Raw genomic sequence first — 16,323 nt, 5'->3', positions numbered from 1 at the left:
GAGAGCGATAGGACGGCTAGCTTCGGCGTAGCGCGCCAACACGGGACGGCCCCCCCCACGCAGGGCGCGCGGTGGTCCGGGCCTCGGCTTTGCCAGGGCGGTTCTGTCACTGCGCCGCGGCAGCCCGCTCGTAGGCGCGGTTGGCCAGCGGCACAACCACGATCAGCAGGAGCGACACCATGAGCAGCGAGGCGAACACCGGGTGCCGCAGCGGGAAGGCCGGGTCCGGACCGTTTCCGCTCGGGTTGCCCCACAGGTCGCGCATCGCGGTGACGAGGGTCGTCACGGGGTTCCACTCGGCGACCGGCCGGAGCCAGCCCGGAAGGTTGCTCATCGGGTAGAAGGTCGCCGAGAGGAAGGTGAGCGGCATGGTGATCACCATCGCGATCGAGTTGACGACCTGGGGGTGGCGCAGGATCAGCCCGAGGAAGCATCCCAGCCAGGTCATGGCGAAACCGAGGACCAGCAGCAGCAGGAAGCCCGCCAGTCCTTCGAGGATGCCGTTGTTCATGCGCCAGCCGATCAGGAGGCCGACCGACATCATCGCCGTGCACGAGATCAGGTTGAGCACCGAGTCGGCCAGGGTCCGGCCGAGCAGCACCGACCCCTTCGCCATGGGGAGCGAACGGAACCGGTCCACCAGGCCGTTGTTCAGGTCCTCCGCCACCCCCACACCGGTGTTGATCACACCGGCGAGCATCATCTGGGTGAAGATGCCCGCCATGATGTACTCGTGGTAGTCGCCCTCCGGGACACTCATCGAGCTGCCGAAGAGGTATCCGAAGAGGAACACGAACATGATCGGCATCAGCGTGACACTGATGATCTTCTGCGGTGTCCGCTTCAGGTGCTTCATGTGCCGGCCGACCAGGGCGACCGAGTCGCTCAGGATGTAGGTGCTCATCAGCTCGTGGCCTCCGGTTCGGCCGTGTTGCCGGTCAGTTCAAGGAAGACGTCGTCCATCGAGGGGCGCCGGACGACGAAGTCGACGACCTCGACCGAGGCCGACTGCAGCTCCGCCGCCGCCGCGGCGACGCCGGCGATGCCGGTCTCGAGCGCCACCGAGACCCGCGTCCCGGTCCCGTCGACGGCCGGCACGAGGGCGGGGTTCGCGACCGCGCGGGCGAGCGCGTCCTGCGCCGGCCGCGCCATCTCGGGAGAGCGCACCGTGATCTCCAGGCGCTCGCCGCCGACCTTGCGCTTCAGCTCGTCGGGAGTGCCCTCCGCGGCCAGCACGCCCTTGTTGATCACTGCGATGCGGTCGGCGAGCTGATCGGCCTCCTCCAGGTACTGCGTGGTCAGCAGGACGGTGACGCCGTCGGCGACCTGCTTGCGGACCATCTCCCACAGCGCCGTCCGGCTCACCACGTCCAGCCCAGTGGTCGGCTCGTCCAGGAAGATCACCGGCGGCCGGGCGGTGAGGCTCGCCCCGAGGTCCAGCCGTCGGCGCATACCGCCGGAGTAGGTGCGGACCGGCCGGTCCGCGGCGTCCACCAGGTCGAACATGTCCAGGATCTCGTCCGCCCGGGCTCGTGCCTGCCGCCGTCCCAGATGCAGCAGTGTGCCGATCAGGACGAGGTTCTCCCGGCCGGTCAACTCGCCGTCCAGCGCGGCGTACTGACCCGTCAGACCGATACTGCGACGCACGTCCCGCGCCTGACCGACCACGTCGTAGCCGGCGACGGTCACCGTGCCCTCGTCCGGCTTCAGCAGCGTGGACAGCGTCCGCACGATGGTGGTCTTGCCCGCGCCGTTCGGGCCCAGCAGGCCGTAGACCGTACCCGCCTCGACGGACAGGTCGATGCCCTTGAGCACCTCGTTGTCGCCATAGCGCTTCCGTAGGCCCGCTACGGAGATTGCCGTTTCCATCAGACTCCTCATCACGCGGCGGCGGGACCAGTCCGCGCCGCCGACAGCTCCACGGCATGGCGGGGACCGGCCGTGTTCCGACTTCTTCTCGTCAGCCGGCGGGCGGCTGGGTGCGGCTCAGCCGATCCGGACCGGCAGCGCCTCCAGGCCTCGGGTCAGGTTCATCTCGTGGCGCAGCTCCGACGGCGCCACGGCCAGCTCGATCCGGCCGAACCGGTCGAGAAGCGCGTCGAGGGCGATCTCGGCCTGCATCCGGGCCAGCGGCGCACCCATGCAGTGGTGGATGCCGTGCCCGAACGCCAGCGATCCGGACGTGCCCCGGAGGATGTCGAAGCGCTCCGGATCGGTGAAGTGCTCCGGGTCGTGGTTGGCCGAGCCCAGCGCGACGAGGACGAACTCCTCGGCCGGGATGTGCACTCCGCTGATCTCCACCGGCTCGGCGGTGACCGAGATCGTGCCCAGGTGGAGCGAGTTGTCGTAGCGGCAGAACTCCTCGATCGCCCCCGGGAGCAGCGAGCGGTCGGCCCGCAGGGCCGCGAGCTGGTCCGGGTGGCGCAGCAGGGCGGCCACGCCGTTGCCGATCAGATGGGTCGTCGTCTCGTAGCCGGCCACCAGCAACTGGAAGACCATCGAGACGAGTTCGCCCTCGCTGAGCCGGTCCTCCTCGTCACGGGCCTGGATCAGACCGCTGATCAGGTCCTCGGCGGGCTCGGCACGCCTGGCGGCGATCAGGCCGGTCAGGTAGGCGGCCATCTCGTCGGCGATCCGGTGCATCTCCTGCGGCTGCATGGCCACGGTGAGCGCGTTGGACCAGGCGCCGAAGGTCTCCTGGTCCTCCTTCGGGACACCGATCATCTCGGAGATCACGGTGAGCGGCAGCGGGAAGGCGAACGTCTTCAGCAGGTCCACCTCGCCCAGGCCCTCGACCTGGTCCAGCAGCCGGGCGACCGTCCGCTCGATCTGCGGCCGGAGCGCCTGGATCTGCCGGGCGGTGAAGGCCTTGGCGACCAGCTTCCGCAGCCGGGTGTGGTCCGGGGGGTCCATGCTGAGCATGTGCTCCACGAGCATGCGCTGGCCCGGCGACTTCTCGGCGGGCTGGTCGGCCTGCTCGACACCGGCCCTCCGGGCGGCCAGCCTGGCGGTCAGGTCACGGTCCTTGACCAGCCGGGAGTCGGTCAGCGCCGCCCGGGCCTCGGCGTACCGAAGCACCAGCCACACCGGCATACCGCCGAGGACGACCTGGGCGACCGGCCCCTGCTCGCGCAGCCTGGCGTACACGGGGTACGGATTCCGAATGAAGTCCTCGGCCAACTGCTCCGGCGCCTCGATGGTGTCCTCGGACATGGTTCGGGTTCCTCCCGGTCGGGTCCGTCCCGCGCAGCGCGGACGTGAGTGACGAATGACCTTTTGATACCAGTTCTTTCGGGCCCGCCGACGGCCCTTATCAAGGACTTCGATATGCCTGCGCCGACCACCCCTCCGTTTTCAACTATTTGACACGGCGTACCGCCCTCTCCGGCGTCCGGGCATCCTTCAATCCATGGCGGGAAGTCGGCCGGCCGCGCAAGGGACGCGGTCCGGTTATGGCCGCCAGGAAATCGTCGGATGGGGAACAACGTGACCGCTCATGACGTCGAGTACATCGAGATCTACACCCGCGACCGGCCGGGGACCACGGACTACTTCGTCTCCCGGTGGGGCTTTCACGAGAAGGCGCGCTCCCGGTCCGGCGGCCTCGACACCGTCCTGCTGCGCCGGTGCGGCATCCAGGTCCTGGTCTCCTCCGGCCCCGCGGCCGAGGAGTTCCTGGACGCGCACGGCGACGGCATAGCCGACATCGCCTTCGCGTGCGAGGACCCGGACGCCGCAAGGGCCGGCGCGCTGGCCGCGGGCGGCCGCGACCTCACCCCGGCCGGTGCCGTCCTGCCCGCCGTGTCGGGATTCGGCGATCTGCGCCACACCCTCGTCCGGCGCTCCGCCGGCCGGCCCCACGAGCTGCCCGCCGGACGCGAGTGGGCGCTGGTGCCGGAGCCCTCCGACCAGCCCGACGAGGGCCCGGAGCTGCGGCTGCTCGACCACATCGCGGTCTGCCTCGAGGCGGGCACCCTCCACGACGTGGTCCGTTACTACATCGACGGCTTCGGATTCGAGCGCTACTACAGCGAGTACGTCTCGGTGGGCGAGCAGGCCATGGACTCCATCGTGGTGCGCAGCCCCTCGGCCGGGATCACCTTCACCATCATCGAGCCCGACCCGGCGAAGAAGCCGGGCCAGATCGACGCGTTCCTCGACCGCAACGGTGGCGCCGGCGTCCAGCACCTTGCGTTCCTGGTGGACGAGATCGTCCCGGCGGTGCTGGCGTACGAGGCCCGCGGTATCGAGTTCCTGCAGACCCCCGGCACCTACTACGACGCGCTGGCGGAGCGGATCACCGATCTCGACGAGGCCATCCCGGACCTGCGCAAGACCAACGTACTGGCCGACCGGGACGAATGGGGCTTCCTGCTCCAGCTCTTCTCCCGGTCGCCCTTCGAGCGGCGCACGCTCTTCTTCGAACTCATCCAGCGGCACGGCGCCCAGGGGTTCGGAAGCGCCAACATCCGTGCCCTGTACGAGGCCGTGGAACGCTCCAGGGAGCTGGCTTCCTGAGCCTCTCCCGCCTGGGTAGGAACAGGCTCCGGGCCGGACCCGCGAGGCCGGTCCGGGGCCCGTTCCTCATACCGCGCAGACGCCTTTCATACTGTCTATCAGTGTCAGCACCGCCTTGGCGGACGGCAGGATCATCCGCCCCTCCCGAGTGAGATGGGCCCCGGTCGAGTCCCGGGTGAACAACTTGGTGCCAAGCATCTGCTCCAGGCACTTGATCTGGTAGCTGATGGCCGGCTGTGAATATCCCAGCTCTTTCGCCGCATGGTCCATGCGCCCGATCTCGGCCACGGACACGAAAGCCCGGAACTCCCGCTCGTGCATAGCTCCCCCTGTCTTCCAGCAGCCTTACTACCGAAGTCCCGCGCCGAGACACCGGATTCCCGTAATTTCCACTCCATGACAGCTCATTCAAAGTGCCTGGGCAATGGGCGTTACAGGAAGCTGCAACCCGGGCGGCGGCACACCCGTGCGCCGCTACGCGGGCGGCCGGCGCATCGCCGTGTACAGGGCGCGCAGCATGAGGATCGCGCTCAGTGCGAGCGCCTGGTAGCCGATCAACGGGAACAGTTCCAGGTGCGCGGTGACGTGCGGGCCGCGCCCGGTGCCGAACACCATCAGCAGCACGCCCATCAGTCCGGTGCAGGCGGCCAGCAACGTGACCGTCATCTGATGGATCAGCCCCGCAACGAAGCTCCGCTCGCTCTCGTCCGCGAAGACGCGCACCCGTACCGCCAGGCGGCCCTCCTCGATCGAGGCGCCGATGCGGTCGGCCCGCCGGGGCAGCCGGCGCAGCATCGGCAGGACGGACAGCACCTCCTGGACCGCGCCGCGGGCCATGGTCGACACCTCCGACGCAAAGCCGCCGTCGCTCCCGGCCGAGGCCGGATTGGTGCGGAACCGCAGTTGGTCGGCGAGCAGGCTGCCGGCGATGGCCCTTCCCTCGTCGAGCAGGTTGAAGCCCTCGGCCAACTGCGCCAGGGTGCCCTCGAGGGTGGCCAGGGCCCGGAACACCGCCGCGACCTGCGGCGGAACGGACAGTTCGAACCTCGCCAGGATCTGGAACAGCGAGGTGAACATCTCCGCGTCCGGCTGCGCCCCCGCACCCAGGTACTGAGCCATGAACTGCCCCAGCTCCCGCTCGAGAAGGTGGGAGTTGGGCATGCGTTCCTCGGTGGTCGTGGCACGCACCCCGAGCAGCGCGATGAGCGCGTCGTGCATCGCCGCCGGGTCTCCGCGGTCGATGGACAGCAGCAGCTCCCCCATCGCGAGCTGGGCGGCCGGATCGATGCGACCCACCGATCCGAAGTCGAGCAGCGCGATCCGCCCGTCGTCCAGCAGCAGGATGTTGCCGGGGTGGGGGTCGGCGTGGAAGACGCCCGCGCGCAGGATCTGGTGGACCATCGAGACGAAGGCGGTGCGCGCGAGCGCGTGCCGGTCCAGACCCTTGGCGTCGGCCACGGCGCCCGCGCGGTCCAGCGTGACGCCCTCCAGCCGCTCCTGGACGAGCACCCGGGACGAGCTGAGCTCGTGGTGCACCACGGGGATCCTCACCAGGGCGTCCGGCTCGTGCCCGCCGCAGGAGAGTGCCACCGATGCGGCGTTACGGGCCTCGATCCGGAAGTCCAGCTCCTCCCGTACCGACCTGGCGAAGCCGTCGCCCAGCTCCCGCAGTCCGAGTGAGGGGGCAAACCGGGCCCGCTCCTGGAGACTGCGGGTCAGCGCGACGACGATGTCGAGGTCACGCTCGACCGTGTCGCGGATTCCGGGCCGCTGGACCTTGACGACCACCGTCGGTCCGTCGCGCAGTTTGGCCTGGTGCACCTGCGCGATCGAGGCGGCGGCCAGCGGCACGTGCTCGATCCACTCGAAGACGTCCTCCGGCGGCCGGCCCAGCTCCTCGCGCAGTACCGCTTCCACCTGCGACCAGGGCGCGGCCGTCACCTTGCTCTGGAGGCGGCTGAGTTCCACGATGAAGTGCGGCGGCAGAAGGTCCCGCCGGGTGGACAGGACCTGACCCAGCTTGATGAACGCACCGCCGCACTCCTGCAGCGCGAGCCGCATCGACCGGGCGTACCGCTCACCGAACTCCCCTGGCTGGAGGGCCCGGTCCAGCTGGCCTCGGCCGCTCAACAGGCGGCCGAGGCCGTGCCGGAAGAGGATCGCGCTGATCTGCGAGTAGCGGCGGGTCCGCCCGAGGCGGCTCAAAGCGCTGCGCCACAGCCGCACGGGAAGTGCCCAGATGCCGTACGGGAGAAAGACCTCGACGAACACCAGGGTGCCCATCGCGGCGAGGACGGCCAGGGCGAACTTGACGCTGACTACCGCGCCGAGGCCGTCCTGCTCCTGCACGATCGGTTTGAGGGCAAGGGTGGTGGCCAGGGCCACCAGGCCGGCGGCGAGGGCCCGTAGCGGGCCCACCCGAATCCCGAGCAGTCGTCGCGAGACCGCCGCGACGCCTACGACCAACACAGCGAGCGAGGCGCCGGCCAGCGCCACAACGGTCAGGGGTATGCCGCCTACGCCGAAGGTTGCCAACGCGGTCAAGTGCTCCTCCTGAGCTGTCATTTGGAGCAACACTAGAACGGATGCGGGCGGCCCCCTCTCCTCGTGACAGCTTCATGCCGAAGGGCAGGGTGAGGCGGCCCCTACTACGCCGCCGCCGCTCGGACGCTGGCCAGGAAGCCGGCCAGGCGGTCGAAGCCCCAGAACCGGTCGTGGCCGTGGATGAAGAACGGCACGCCGAACACGCCGTCACGGCCGATCGCCCGCAGGGCCTCGACGCCGCGGGCGAGGACGGCCGGGTCGTCGGAGGCGTCGGCCAGGACGTCCGGGTCCAGCCCCATCTCCTTGCCGATCGCGGCGATGGTCGACCGGTCGGAGATGTCGAGGCCCTGCTCGAAGCGGGCCCGGTAGACGCGGCCGATGTACTCGCGGCCCCGGCCGGCGTCGGCGGCCGGGAGGTAGCCGAGGTGGGAGACGTCCCAGTCGGCGGCGGTGTCCACCGGCCAGGCGACGGTCAGGCCGCGCTCGCCGGCGAGGCGCTTGACGTCCTGCAGGATGTAGAGGTGTTTCTCCTTCGACATGGGGACGTAGGGCAGCCGGATCCCGGTCCCGGGCAGGAGCCGGGCGCTCGCCGGGCCCGGCTCCCAGTAGGGGTGCCATTCGATCGCGTCCGCCACGTCCGGGGCGTTCTCGGTCAACTCCCGGTAGGCCAGCCAGGAGTACGGGCTGCGGAGGGAGAAGTACCAGCGTGCCGGTTCGACGGCCAACGGAGGCTCCTGGGGTACTAGATGGTGATGCCGCCGTCGATCTGCAGGACGGCGCCGGTGATGTAGGCCGCGCGCGGCGAGACGAGGTAGGCGACCAGGTCGGCGACCTCGTCTGCGGTGCCCAGCCGGCCGAGCGGCACCGACTCCAGCGCCTTGTCCTTCACCTTGCCGGTGAGCACGGAGGTCATGTCGGTGTCGATGAAGCCGGGGGCGACCACGTTGGCGCGGATGCCGTAGCGGCCGACCTCCTTGGCCAGGGCCCGGGAGAAGCCGATGATCCCGGACTTGGAAGCGGAGTAGTTGCTCTGGGTCGGGTTGCCGTAGACGCCCGCGACGGACGAGATGTTGACGATCGCCCCGCCCTTGCGCTTCATCATGCCGAAGACGACGGAGCGGCAGGTGTGGTAGACGCCGTCGAGGTTGGTGTCGAGCACCTGGTGCCACTCCTCGTCCTTCATCAGGACGAGCGGGTTGTCGCGGGTGATGCCGGCGGCGGTCACGGCCGCGTCGACCGGGCCGAGCTCGCGCTCGGTCTCCAGGACGAACGCGCGGACCGACTCGGCGTCGCGCACGTCGACCTTGCGGCTCAGGACGCGGACGCCGAGCTCCCGCACCTCCTTCTCCAGCACGCCGGCGGCCTGCTCGTTGGACTGGTAGCAGAAGGCGACGTCGAAGCCGTCCTGTGCCAGTCGCAGTACGGTGGCGCGGCCGATGCCGCGGGAGCCGCCGGTGACCAGGGCCACCCGGGTTTCGTTCTCTGCCATGGCTGTTCCAAGGGTTCGGGCCGACCGCACGGGCCGGCGGGGTCGGTGGCCGCCCGGGTCGGTGGCCGCCGGGGTCAGGCGGGGACGGCCGCGGCGGCGGGCCGCAGCTCCTCCGCCGGGCGGAAGGCCAGGACGGCGCTCTCGACGGTCAGCACGGGCTCGCCGTCCACCAGGCTCTCGCCGGTGATGATCAGGGTGTCGCCCAGTGCGCGGGCGATGGTCGCCCGGTGCTCCAGGACGTCGCCGGGCAGCACCGGGCGGTGGTACTCGACGCCGGAGACGCCGCCGAACAGCATCACCCGGCCGGCCAGCACGTCGGGGTTGGGGTCCTCCCAGGTGGCCAGCAGGCCGGCCGCCTGGCACCAGGACTCCAGCAGCAGTACCTGGGGGTAGGCGAAGTCCAAGGTGCCCTCGGCCGCCTCCCCGTACCACGGCTCGTTGCAGGTCACCGCCTTCACGGCGGCGATCGACTCGCCGGGTACGAGGTCGAGTACCCGGTCGACCAGCAGGATCGGGAACCGGTGCGGCAGCACCCGGCGGATCTCCGGCTGGCCGAGCGGGCCGGACGGTCGCGCGGCCATCAGGCCTCCTCTCCGGTGGATCGCGTGGAGCCGTCGGCTCCGGTGGCAGCGGTGGCGGCCGCGGTCGTGAACCGCAACCGGACCTGGGCCGCGGCCGCCCGTCCGGTGGCCGCCTTCCCGGTGCACTTCCAGACGCCGTCCGCCCCGGTCCACTGGAGCTCCAGCTCCACCCGGTCGCCAGGGAAGACCGGGCTCAGGAAGCGCGCCGACTCCACCCCGGCCAGGGTCAGGGCGCCCGCACCCGGCGGCGGAACCGCCAGGGCGCTGAGCCGGACGCACTCGATCACACCGACCCCCGGGAAGATCGGGAACCCCGGGTAGTGCCCGGGCAGCACCGGCTCGTCCGTTCCGACGGTGACGGCGGTCGCCGCGCCCAGCCGGCCCTTGTCGTCGGCCGCCGGCGGGCGGACGACCTCCACCCGGGCGCGTACCGGACTGATCACGACCCGAGCTTCCCGAGCAGCAGCTCGTACGTGTTGCCGAGCGTGGTGAGCCGGGCGAACTCCCGCTCCTCCAGGCGCAGGCCGTACTTCTTCTCCAGTACGACCACGACCTCCAGGGCCAGCAGCGAGTCGACCTCCAGGTCTGCGACGTAGTTCACGTCGTCACCGAGTTCGTCGACGTCGACGTCGAGGGCTTGGGCGACCGTACGGCGCAGGTCCTCCTTGTCCAGAGCCTCGGCGGCCGTGGTCTGAGACGTCGTCATGAGTGTTCCCTCTTCTGGGTCGTAGTCGGATTCAGCGCAGGCGCAGCAGCGCGCAGCCGACCGCCCCGTCGCGGTCGACCGAGGTGATCAGGGCGGCCTGGCCGGCCGCCTCCGGGTCGTCCTCCGCGTGCACCAGGATCCCGGCGATCTGGAAGGCGGCCGAGGCGGCCACGGTGTCGCCGAGCAGCGCGGTCTGGGTGAGGTGGCGCGGCCGCGCGCCCGCGAGGGCGGTGGCGACGGCGGCGCGCTCCTGCTCGCCGATCCGGCCGGGGGCCTCGCTGGTGGAGAGCAGCCGGATCTCCTCCGGCCGCACCTCGGCGCGGCGCAGGGCCCGGGCGAGGCAGGAGGCGAGGGCCGTACGGACGTCACCGCCGAGCGCGATGCCCATCTCGACGGCCAGGACCTCGGCCAGCACGGGCTGGTCCGGGTCCTCGGGGCCGGCCCGCTCGATCAGCAGCAGCCCGCAGCCCTCGCCGGGCGGCACCGCGGCGCCGTCGGTCGCCGGGTCGTGCGTGTGCTTGTCCAGCCAGGATCGGGCGTGCGAGAACTCCTCGACCGCGCCGCACAGCACCGTCCGCGCGCGGCCGAAGTTGAGCAGCCGGCGCGAGTAGTTGAGGGCGTACAGGCCGGCCGCGTGGCCGCCGGCGATGGTCGTGTTGGGGCCCTTGAGCTGGTGCCAGATGGCGCTCTGCCCGGCGGCGCAGTTCATCACGGCGTTCGGGAACCGCGCCGGGTCGACGAAGTAGGGCTTCTCGTTGGTGAACGAGTCCCGGGTGAAGTCCATCTGGCTCTGGACGCTTCCGGTGGTGGTGCCGAGGACGAGGGCGGCGCCGGCGCCGGTGGCGACCGCCCGGTTGCGCGGCGAGTCGTCGAGCAGCCGGCTCACCGTGGTGACGGCGAGGCCGGTGGCCCGGTCCATCGACCGGGTGCCCTTCTTGCCGAGCACCTCGCGGATGTCGAAGCCCGGCACCAGGCAGGCCGTCTCGCCCGCCGCCTGCCAGGGCTCGCGCTCCAGCGGCGCCTCGGCCGTACGGCGCTCCCGGAGGCCCTGGGCGAAGGCCGCGCGGCCGATGCCGAACGGCGACACCGCCGACCAGGCCGTGATGACCATGCGGTTGACCGCGGTTGTGGTCCCGCTCATCTCTGTTCCGTCACCTCTCTGCGCGGTTGGTCTGCTGGATCGTCATGGCTCAGGACTCGCCGCGGAGGGCCTTGGAGACCCGCTCGTCGAAGGTGACCAGGTTCCAGTCGCGGCGGTTGTCGATCAGGGCGTAGCCATGGGTGACCTTGCCGGTGGCGGTCTGCACCAGCCTGCCGTCGCGGACGACGTAGCAGTCCATGCGCGAGGTGTAGGTGTAGTCCTTGAAGATGTCCTCCACCGTGTAGACGGTGTAGAGCTCCTCCTCCATCAGCGCCTCGTCGATGATCTGGATCTTCGAGTGCGGGCAGGCGGGGATCCACCGGCGCTCGTCCAGGAGGCTCTTGACCGAGATTCCGCGGTCGGCCAGGAAGAGGTCGACGACCTCCTCCATCTGGCGCAGGTAGCTGGACATCTGGAGGCGCTCGGAGAAGTGGCAGTACGGGTACGGGATGCGCCACTTCCAGCCGAAGGAGTTGGTGCCGGCGGTCAGCAGGTCGAGCACCGGGTCGGGCCCGGTGGTGCCGCGGCCGGCGGAGAGCGAGGTGGTGACCGCCGCGAGGTCGACGCCGGCGAGGTCGGGCAGCTCGGGCAGGGCGGCGACGGGCGTGGAGAGCCGGTCGGTGACGAACCGGGCGATCGGGGCCGGCGGCTCGCCGGCCGGCTCGACGTAGCTGTCGCTGCGCAGCACGGCCTTGGCCTTGGCGGTGACCAGCTTGGTGTCCACGCCGTCGCGCTGCCCGTGCAGGGCGACGGTGAAGGAGATCGCGGTGGCGTCGTCCGCTGCCTTGGGCACGACCCGGGCCTCGACGGTCTCGTCCATGTAGAGGGCGCTCAGGATGCGCGTGTCCAGCTCGACGAGGTCCACGCCGAGTCCGTGCTCGGAGTAGAGCGTGCGGGCGGCCAGGCCGGCGTCCGCGAAGTGGTACAGGATGGCTTCCTCGACGAGGTAGTTGATGTGCTTGAAGCCGATCCAGGTGCAGATGTTGGAGCCCTCGAAGCGAGTGCGCAGTGACGCCGTCGTCTCACTGGTGAGGAGCGCCTTGACTGCGCTTTCGGTCACGGTGGTCATCGATGGTGCTCCCCTGGTGATATGGGTCCGGGGCCGCCGGGCGGACACGCGGCCGACAAGGTGCTGACGAAGCGATCGACCACGGCGGCGAGCTGCCGCGCCTGTTCGATCATCAGGAAGTGCCCGGAGTCGGGCAGCAGGTGGAACCGGGCCTCCGGCAGGTCCGCCGCCAGCAGGCGGCTCTCCTCCGGGGGCGCCGCGTAGTCGTGCCCGCCCGCGATCACGAGGCAGGGCACGGTGAAGAGCTCGGTCCGCAGCCGTGGCGTGGCCAGGTACGTCTCGAAGAACCGCATCCAGCCGTAGGCCCCGACCCGGTCCCTGACCCGCGCCCCCAACTCGTGTGCCAGGTCGGCCGGGAGGCGGCCGCCGGCGTGGACGCTGACGCCGTCGGTCATGATGCGGACGAAGTTGTGGACGGAGGACTCCACGCACTGCCAGGTGAAGTCCTCCGCCGAACGGCGGTAGAACGGGGACACCAGGACCAGCGCGCGGATGCCGAACTCGGTGAACGGATCGACGCCCCGCTCCAGCCGCCGGTTCAGGAACTCCAGCAGCGTGTTGGCGCCCATGGAGTGGCCGACGACCACGCCGGCGCCGCCCGGCACCGCGCGCAGCGCGTCGGCCACGTACGGCACCACGTCGCCCTGGGCGCTCCAGTGGGCCACCGCCTCGCCGCGCCACGGGAGGTCGGCGGCCCAGATCTCCGGGCCGCCGTCCTTGCCCGCGTGCTCGATGTACGCGTCCCAGACGCTCGCGCTGTTGGCGAGGCCGTGGAGCAGCAGTGACCGGCCCTGACGGGCGTCACCGGAGCCCCGGCGGTGGACCGTGACCGGCTGCGCGCCCCCGGCGGGGCCGGCGGCGGTCGCCGCCGCCCCCGCTCCGGAGTCGAGCGCGGTGCCGGGGGTGGCCATCAGGCCGCCGCCGGCCGGAACAGGACGAGTCCGGCGCTGGCGTCGTCGGCGTCCGAGCCCGCGCTGGCGTAGACCGGCCCGTCGCCGCCACGGGCGAACCAGCCCACGGCCGCGGCGCACTGCAGGACCCCGAGGGCTCCGGAGGCGAGCCCGAAGCGCTCGCCGAGGTCCTGGCGGGGCACGCCGGCCAGCAGGCCTTCCGGGAGCACGTCCGTCTCGGGCGACTGCCACAGGGCGGGGCGCTCACCGGTCGAGGCTTCGAGCCGCTTCAGCGAGGCGGCCAGGCCGGCGCCGCGGACCTGTCCGCCGAGGGTGGCCAGTGCGGCGGCGCCGCGTTCGGCCGCGGCCGCCTCGCTCTCCAGCACCACTGCCACGGCGCCGTCCACGGTGCGGGCACCGACGAAGGCGCGGACGGCCTCGTTGTCGGGCTCGACGCCGAGGACCAGGGCCCGGGTGGCCCGGCCGCCGCGGATCAGGTCGGCCCCCCAGCGGACGGCGTCCAGTCCGGAGGTCGCGCCGTTGCAGAGCATCAGGTTCGGCCCGCGCAGCCCGAAGCGGATCGCCACCGACGACGCCACCACGTTGCTGGAGGCGTTCGGCAGGTCCATCGGGCTGCCGGCCGCCGCGGTCTCCCGGGTGATGGTGTCCATCGCCCGGGTGATGGTGTCGACGTTGCCGTAGTTGGAACTGACCACCACCGCGACCGTCCCGGCGGGGACGAGCAGGCCGTCGTCACCGACCAGCCCGGCGTCGCGCAGCGCGGCCTGGGCCGCGCAGTACGCCAGCTGGGTCGCCCGGTCCTTGTAGCGCAGGCCCTTCTTGCCGACCAGGTCCTTCGGTTCCACGGGCGGGGCGTCGGCCGGTCCCGGCTCGACCAGCTCCGTGGCGGACGCCGCCCGCGGCAGGACGACGCCGACTCCGCTCACCACCACGTTCATCGGGCTGCCTCCACGATCGCCACGGCGTTCACGCCGCCGAAGCCGAATGCGTTCAACTGGGCGACGGCCAGGGGTTCCCGGACGCTCTCGCCGGTCACGAGCCGGAAGCCGGCCGCCTCGTCCACCGGGTCCTCCAGGCCAACGGTCGGCGGCACCCGGCCCTCGGCGAGGGCGCTCAGCGTGACGACCAGGTTGAGCAGGCCGGAGGCCCCCGAGGTGTGGCCCGTCATCGACTTGATGGCGGTCATCAGCGGCTTGCCGGCATCGGACCCGAAGACGTCGGCGAGGGCGACGGCCTCCGCCTCGTCGTTCAGCAGGGTCCCAGTGCCGTGGACCATGACCAGGTCGATGTCGGCGGGCTTCAGCCCGGTGCGGTCGTGCGCCTCCCGGATGGCCTCGGCGATGCCGACCGGGTCGGGCGCGGTGACGTGGAAGGCGTCGCAGTTGACGGCGACGCCGCGCACCACACCGTGCACCCGGCGGCCGGGTGCCGGGTCGCGGGTCAGGACGACGGCCGCCGCGCCCTCGCCCATGAGGACGCCGGCACGGTTGCGGTCGAAGGGCCGCACCCGCTCCGGCGGCACCGGCTGGACGCGCTCCAGCAGCCCGTACATGGTCTCGGTGAGCACGTCGACGCCGGCCACCACGACGGTGTCCGCCGTGCCCTGCTCCAGCAGGTCGGTGGCCAGTGCGAGCGCGTACAGGCCGGCCGAGCAGGCGTTGGAGAAGGTGTGGGTGTCGTCGGCGTTGAAGGCCTCCCGCAGTGCCGTGCCGAAGTGCAGGTCCTGCGGCGGGAACTCGGTGCCGTCGCGCTGCCACAGCTCGACCGAGCGCAGCTCCCGCAGCCCGGTGCCGATCAGGATCGGCACCCCGCTCAGGTCGTGCTCGTCGAGCCCCGCGTCGCGGACCGCCTGGGCGATCGCGTGCTTCAGCAGCGCGGTCGCCCGGCGGGGGACGTCGACCCCGGGCGCGGGGCGGTCGTCCACCTCGTACGCGAACCGGGCGTCGTGGCGGCTGAGGTCGAAGCCCTTCAGCTCACCGACCCCGGAGACGCCGGCGCACAGGTTGGCGAAGAGTTCGCCCGGGTCGCGGCCGATGCCGGCCACCGCGCCCGTTCCGGTGACGGCCCAGCTCATGCCGGCACCTCGTCGAATTTCCCGAGCAGGACGACCGCATTGTTTCCGCCGAATGCGAGTCCGTTGTTCTGGACGATGCGGAGTTCGGCCTCGATCGCGACGTTCGGTACACAGTCGACGTCGCACTCGGGGTCGGTTGTGGTGTGATTGATCGTCGGCGGAATGAAATTGTTGGTGATGGCCAGCGCACAACCGATGGCGGAAAGCGCACTGGCCGCGCCCATGGTGTGGCCGATCATCGACTTCATCGAGATGACCTTCGGCGGCTGCGCGCCGAACAGCTCGCGGATCGCCCGCGCCTCGGTGACGTCGTTCGCCTTGGTGCCGGTGCCGTGAGCGGAGATGAGATCCACCTGCTCGGGCTTGATCCCGGCGTTCTCCAGCGCCAGCTCCATGCACCGGCCGACGCTCTCCTGGTTCGGCGCCACCTGGTGGTGGGCGTCACAGTTCAGGCCGTAGCCGAGCACCTCGGCGTAGATGCGCGCGCCGCGGGCGAGCGCGGAGTCCAGGCTCTCCAGCACCAGGACCCCGGCACCCTCGCCCGTCAGGATGCCCCTGCGGTCCACGTCGAACGGCCGGCAGCGGTCGGGGGCGATCGTGCCGAGCCGGTAGAAGCCGGAGAACGTCTTGCGGCACATGGCGTCCGCGCCACCGCAGAGGGCGTACTCGGCCTCACCGGAGCGGACGGCGTCGAAGCCGTAGCCGATCGCGTAGTTGCCCGCGGCGCAGGCGGTCGGGATCGTCACCGCCTCGACGTCGGCCAGTTGCAGCTCCTGCGCGATGGCCGCCGACAGCCGGCCGGCCGGTACCCGGCGGGCGGCCTCGGGCGCCATGTGCTCGGGGCCGTGCAGGACCTCGGCCTCGACCATGTGGTCGAGGTCGCGGGACTCGCCGTCCGTCGTGCCGATGGAGACGACACCGGGCAGCGACCGCCAGACGTCCAGGTCGAGCCCGGCGTCGTCGACCGCCATCCGGGCGGCGGCGACCGAGTACTGCGTCGCCCGGCCGAGCTGCTCGACGGGCAGGTGCCGTATCCACTGCTCGGGTTCGAAGCCGACCACCTCGCACCCGTTCGCGTGGTCGAACCCCTCGGTGTCGAACACCGTGATCGGCTTGGCCCCGCTGCTTCCGCTGCGCAGCCCCCGCAGGAACTCGTCGGCTCCCATACCGATGCTGGAGACCGCCCCCAGCCCGGTGATCACCACTCTGCGCGGGCCAGCCTGCCCCGACTCTGCCATCCCGACCTCTCCGTCCACTGTTCCGGCCGTCTCCTGCTCGAACGAGGGCGTC

17 protein-coding genes are annotated in these 16,323 nt (G+C 71.3%); 1 reads left to right on the top strand and 16 read right to left on the bottom strand.

Features of this window, described 5'->3' with window-relative positions; all coding sequences use genetic code 11:
* Window positions 1-106: 106 nt before the first annotated feature.
* The 3 genes from ACZ6NC_RS21330 to ACZ6NC_RS21320 all read right to left on the bottom strand — a co-directional run bounded on the left by ACZ6NC_RS21330 (window position 107) and on the right by ACZ6NC_RS21320 (window position 3,213).
* Window positions 107-904, bottom strand: coding sequence for an ABC transporter permease (locus tag ACZ6NC_RS21330; protein WP_465734985.1), 798 nt, complete (start codon window positions 902-904; stop codon window positions 107-109).
* Window positions 904-1,869, bottom strand: coding sequence for an ATP-binding cassette domain-containing protein (locus tag ACZ6NC_RS21325; RefSeq protein WP_465734984.1), 966 nt, complete (start codon window positions 1,867-1,869; stop codon window positions 904-906). Before ACZ6NC_RS21325 ends, ACZ6NC_RS21330 begins: the two co-directional genes overlap by 1 nt.
* A gap of 117 nt (window positions 1,870-1,986) precedes the next feature.
* Window positions 1,987-3,213: a cytochrome P450 family protein gene (locus tag ACZ6NC_RS21320; protein ID WP_465734982.1), complete on the bottom strand. Its 1,227-nt coding sequence runs from the start codon at window positions 3,211-3,213 to the stop codon at window positions 1,987-1,989.
* Window positions 3,214-3,474: 261 nt separating this feature from the next.
* Between ACZ6NC_RS21320 and hppD the strand changes: the two genes are divergently transcribed.
* The gene (hppD, locus tag ACZ6NC_RS21315) at window positions 3,475-4,518 is read left to right on the top strand and encodes a 4-hydroxyphenylpyruvate dioxygenase (RefSeq protein WP_465734980.1); all 1,044 of its coding nucleotides are present in this window, start codon (window positions 3,475-3,477) and stop codon (window positions 4,516-4,518) included.
* A 66-nt stretch (window positions 4,519-4,584) separates the two neighbouring features.
* Here hppD and ACZ6NC_RS21310 read toward each other — a convergent pair whose 3' ends face one another.
* The 13 genes from ACZ6NC_RS21310 to ACZ6NC_RS21250 all read right to left on the bottom strand — a co-directional run bounded on the left by ACZ6NC_RS21310 (window position 4,585) and on the right by ACZ6NC_RS21250 (window position 16,271).
* On the bottom strand, window positions 4,585-4,839 hold the full coding sequence (locus tag ACZ6NC_RS21310; protein WP_313762817.1) for a LysR family transcriptional regulator: 255 nt from the start codon (window positions 4,837-4,839) through the stop codon (window positions 4,585-4,587).
* A 153-nt stretch (window positions 4,840-4,992) separates the two neighbouring features.
* On the bottom strand, window positions 4,993-7,062 hold the full coding sequence (locus ACZ6NC_RS21305) for an ABC1 kinase family protein (RefSeq protein WP_465734978.1): 2,070 nt from the start codon (window positions 7,060-7,062) through the stop codon (window positions 4,993-4,995).
* A 104-nt stretch (window positions 7,063-7,166) separates the two neighbouring features.
* Complete coding sequence (locus tag ACZ6NC_RS21300) at window positions 7,167-7,787, bottom strand: DsbA family protein (RefSeq protein WP_465734976.1); 621 nt, start codon at window positions 7,785-7,787, stop codon at window positions 7,167-7,169.
* Window positions 7,788-7,804: 17 nt separating this feature from the next.
* The gene (fabG, locus tag ACZ6NC_RS21295; protein ID WP_465734974.1) at window positions 7,805-8,551 is read right to left on the bottom strand and encodes a 3-oxoacyl-[acyl-carrier-protein] reductase; all 747 of its coding nucleotides are present in this window, start codon (window positions 8,549-8,551) and stop codon (window positions 7,805-7,807) included.
* Window positions 8,552-8,625: 74 nt separating this feature from the next.
* Window positions 8,626-9,132 (bottom strand): 3-hydroxyacyl-ACP dehydratase FabZ family protein, encoded by a 507-nt coding sequence (locus tag ACZ6NC_RS21290; RefSeq protein ID WP_465734972.1) that lies wholly within the window; start codon window positions 9,130-9,132, stop codon window positions 8,626-8,628.
* The gene (locus tag ACZ6NC_RS21285) at window positions 9,132-9,575 is read right to left on the bottom strand and encodes a 3-hydroxyacyl-ACP dehydratase FabZ family protein (RefSeq protein ID WP_465734970.1); all 444 of its coding nucleotides are present in this window, start codon (window positions 9,573-9,575) and stop codon (window positions 9,132-9,134) included. The genes ACZ6NC_RS21290 and ACZ6NC_RS21285 overlap by 1 nt, the downstream gene beginning before the upstream one ends.
* On the bottom strand, window positions 9,572-9,838 hold the full coding sequence (locus ACZ6NC_RS21280; protein ID WP_465734968.1) for an acyl carrier protein: 267 nt from the start codon (window positions 9,836-9,838) through the stop codon (window positions 9,572-9,574). Before ACZ6NC_RS21280 ends, ACZ6NC_RS21285 begins: the two co-directional genes overlap by 4 nt.
* Window positions 9,839-9,869: 31 nt before the next feature.
* A complete protein-coding gene (locus ACZ6NC_RS21275; RefSeq protein WP_465734966.1) occupies window positions 9,870-10,979 on the bottom strand; it encodes a beta-ketoacyl synthase N-terminal-like domain-containing protein in 1,110 nt (369 codons plus the stop codon).
* 49 nt (window positions 10,980-11,028) lie between these two features.
* The gene (locus ACZ6NC_RS21270; protein WP_465734964.1) at window positions 11,029-12,048 is read right to left on the bottom strand and encodes a hypothetical protein; all 1,020 of its coding nucleotides are present in this window, start codon (window positions 12,046-12,048) and stop codon (window positions 11,029-11,031) included.
* Window positions 12,045-12,959: an alpha/beta fold hydrolase gene (locus tag ACZ6NC_RS21265; RefSeq protein ID WP_465734962.1), complete on the bottom strand. Its 915-nt coding sequence runs from the start codon at window positions 12,957-12,959 to the stop codon at window positions 12,045-12,047. The genes ACZ6NC_RS21270 and ACZ6NC_RS21265 overlap by 4 nt, the downstream gene beginning before the upstream one ends.
* Window positions 12,959-13,897 (bottom strand): beta-ketoacyl synthase N-terminal-like domain-containing protein, encoded by a 939-nt coding sequence (locus ACZ6NC_RS21260; RefSeq protein ID WP_465734960.1) that lies wholly within the window; start codon window positions 13,895-13,897, stop codon window positions 12,959-12,961. The genes ACZ6NC_RS21265 and ACZ6NC_RS21260 overlap by 1 nt, the downstream gene beginning before the upstream one ends.
* The gene (locus ACZ6NC_RS21255; protein ID WP_465734958.1) at window positions 13,894-15,033 is read right to left on the bottom strand and encodes a beta-ketoacyl synthase N-terminal-like domain-containing protein; all 1,140 of its coding nucleotides are present in this window, start codon (window positions 15,031-15,033) and stop codon (window positions 13,894-13,896) included. Before ACZ6NC_RS21255 ends, ACZ6NC_RS21260 begins: the two co-directional genes overlap by 4 nt.
* Window positions 15,030-16,271, bottom strand: a complete 1,242-nt coding sequence (locus tag ACZ6NC_RS21250; RefSeq protein ID WP_465734956.1) for a beta-ketoacyl-[acyl-carrier-protein] synthase family protein — start codon at window positions 16,269-16,271, stop codon at window positions 15,030-15,032. Before ACZ6NC_RS21250 ends, ACZ6NC_RS21255 begins: the two co-directional genes overlap by 4 nt.
* Between the last annotated feature and the right edge of the window lie 52 nt (window positions 16,272-16,323).

Source organism: Kitasatospora sp. NPDC041988, assembly GCF_055588525.1.
This window is presented reverse-complemented; position numbering and strand designations above follow the sequence as displayed.

Excerpts from the sequence above, each read along its gene's own strand:
- ACZ6NC_RS21330 (WP_465734985.1), bottom strand. The coding sequence starts at position 904 with ATGAGCACCTACATCCTGAGCGACTCGGTCGCCCTGGTCGGCCGGCAC.
- ACZ6NC_RS21325 (WP_465734984.1), bottom strand. The coding sequence starts at position 1,869 with ATGGAAACGGCAATCTCCGTAGCGGGCCTACGGAAGCGCTATGGCGAC.
- ACZ6NC_RS21320 (WP_465734982.1), bottom strand. The coding sequence starts at position 3,213 with ATGTCCGAGGACACCATCGAGGCGCCGGAGCAGTTGGCCGAGGACTTC.
- hppD (WP_465734980.1), top strand. The coding sequence starts at position 3,475 with ATGGGGAACAACGTGACCGCTCATGACGTCGAGTACATCGAGATCTAC.
- ACZ6NC_RS21310 (WP_313762817.1), bottom strand. The coding sequence starts at position 4,839 with ATGCACGAGCGGGAGTTCCGGGCTTTCGTGTCCGTGGCCGAGATCGGG.
- fabG (WP_465734974.1), bottom strand. The coding sequence starts at position 8,551 with ATGGCAGAGAACGAAACCCGGGTGGCCCTGGTCACCGGCGGCTCCCGC.
- ACZ6NC_RS21290 (WP_465734972.1), bottom strand. The coding sequence starts at position 9,132 with ATGGCCGCGCGACCGTCCGGCCCGCTCGGCCAGCCGGAGATCCGCCGG.
- ACZ6NC_RS21280 (WP_465734968.1), bottom strand. The coding sequence starts at position 9,838 with ATGACGACGTCTCAGACCACGGCCGCCGAGGCTCTGGACAAGGAGGAC.
- ACZ6NC_RS21275 (WP_465734966.1), bottom strand. The coding sequence starts at position 10,979 with ATGAGCGGGACCACAACCGCGGTCAACCGCATGGTCATCACGGCCTGG.
- ACZ6NC_RS21270 (WP_465734964.1), bottom strand. The coding sequence starts at position 12,048 with ATGACCACCGTGACCGAAAGCGCAGTCAAGGCGCTCCTCACCAGTGAG.
- ACZ6NC_RS21265 (WP_465734962.1), bottom strand. The coding sequence starts at position 12,959 with ATGGCCACCCCCGGCACCGCGCTCGACTCCGGAGCGGGGGCGGCGGCG.
- ACZ6NC_RS21260 (WP_465734960.1), bottom strand. The coding sequence starts at position 13,897 with ATGAACGTGGTGGTGAGCGGAGTCGGCGTCGTCCTGCCGCGGGCGGCG.
- ACZ6NC_RS21255 (WP_465734958.1), bottom strand. The coding sequence starts at position 15,033 with ATGAGCTGGGCCGTCACCGGAACGGGCGCGGTGGCCGGCATCGGCCGC.
- ACZ6NC_RS21250 (WP_465734956.1), bottom strand. The coding sequence starts at position 16,271 with ATGGCAGAGTCGGGGCAGGCTGGCCCGCGCAGAGTGGTGATCACCGGG.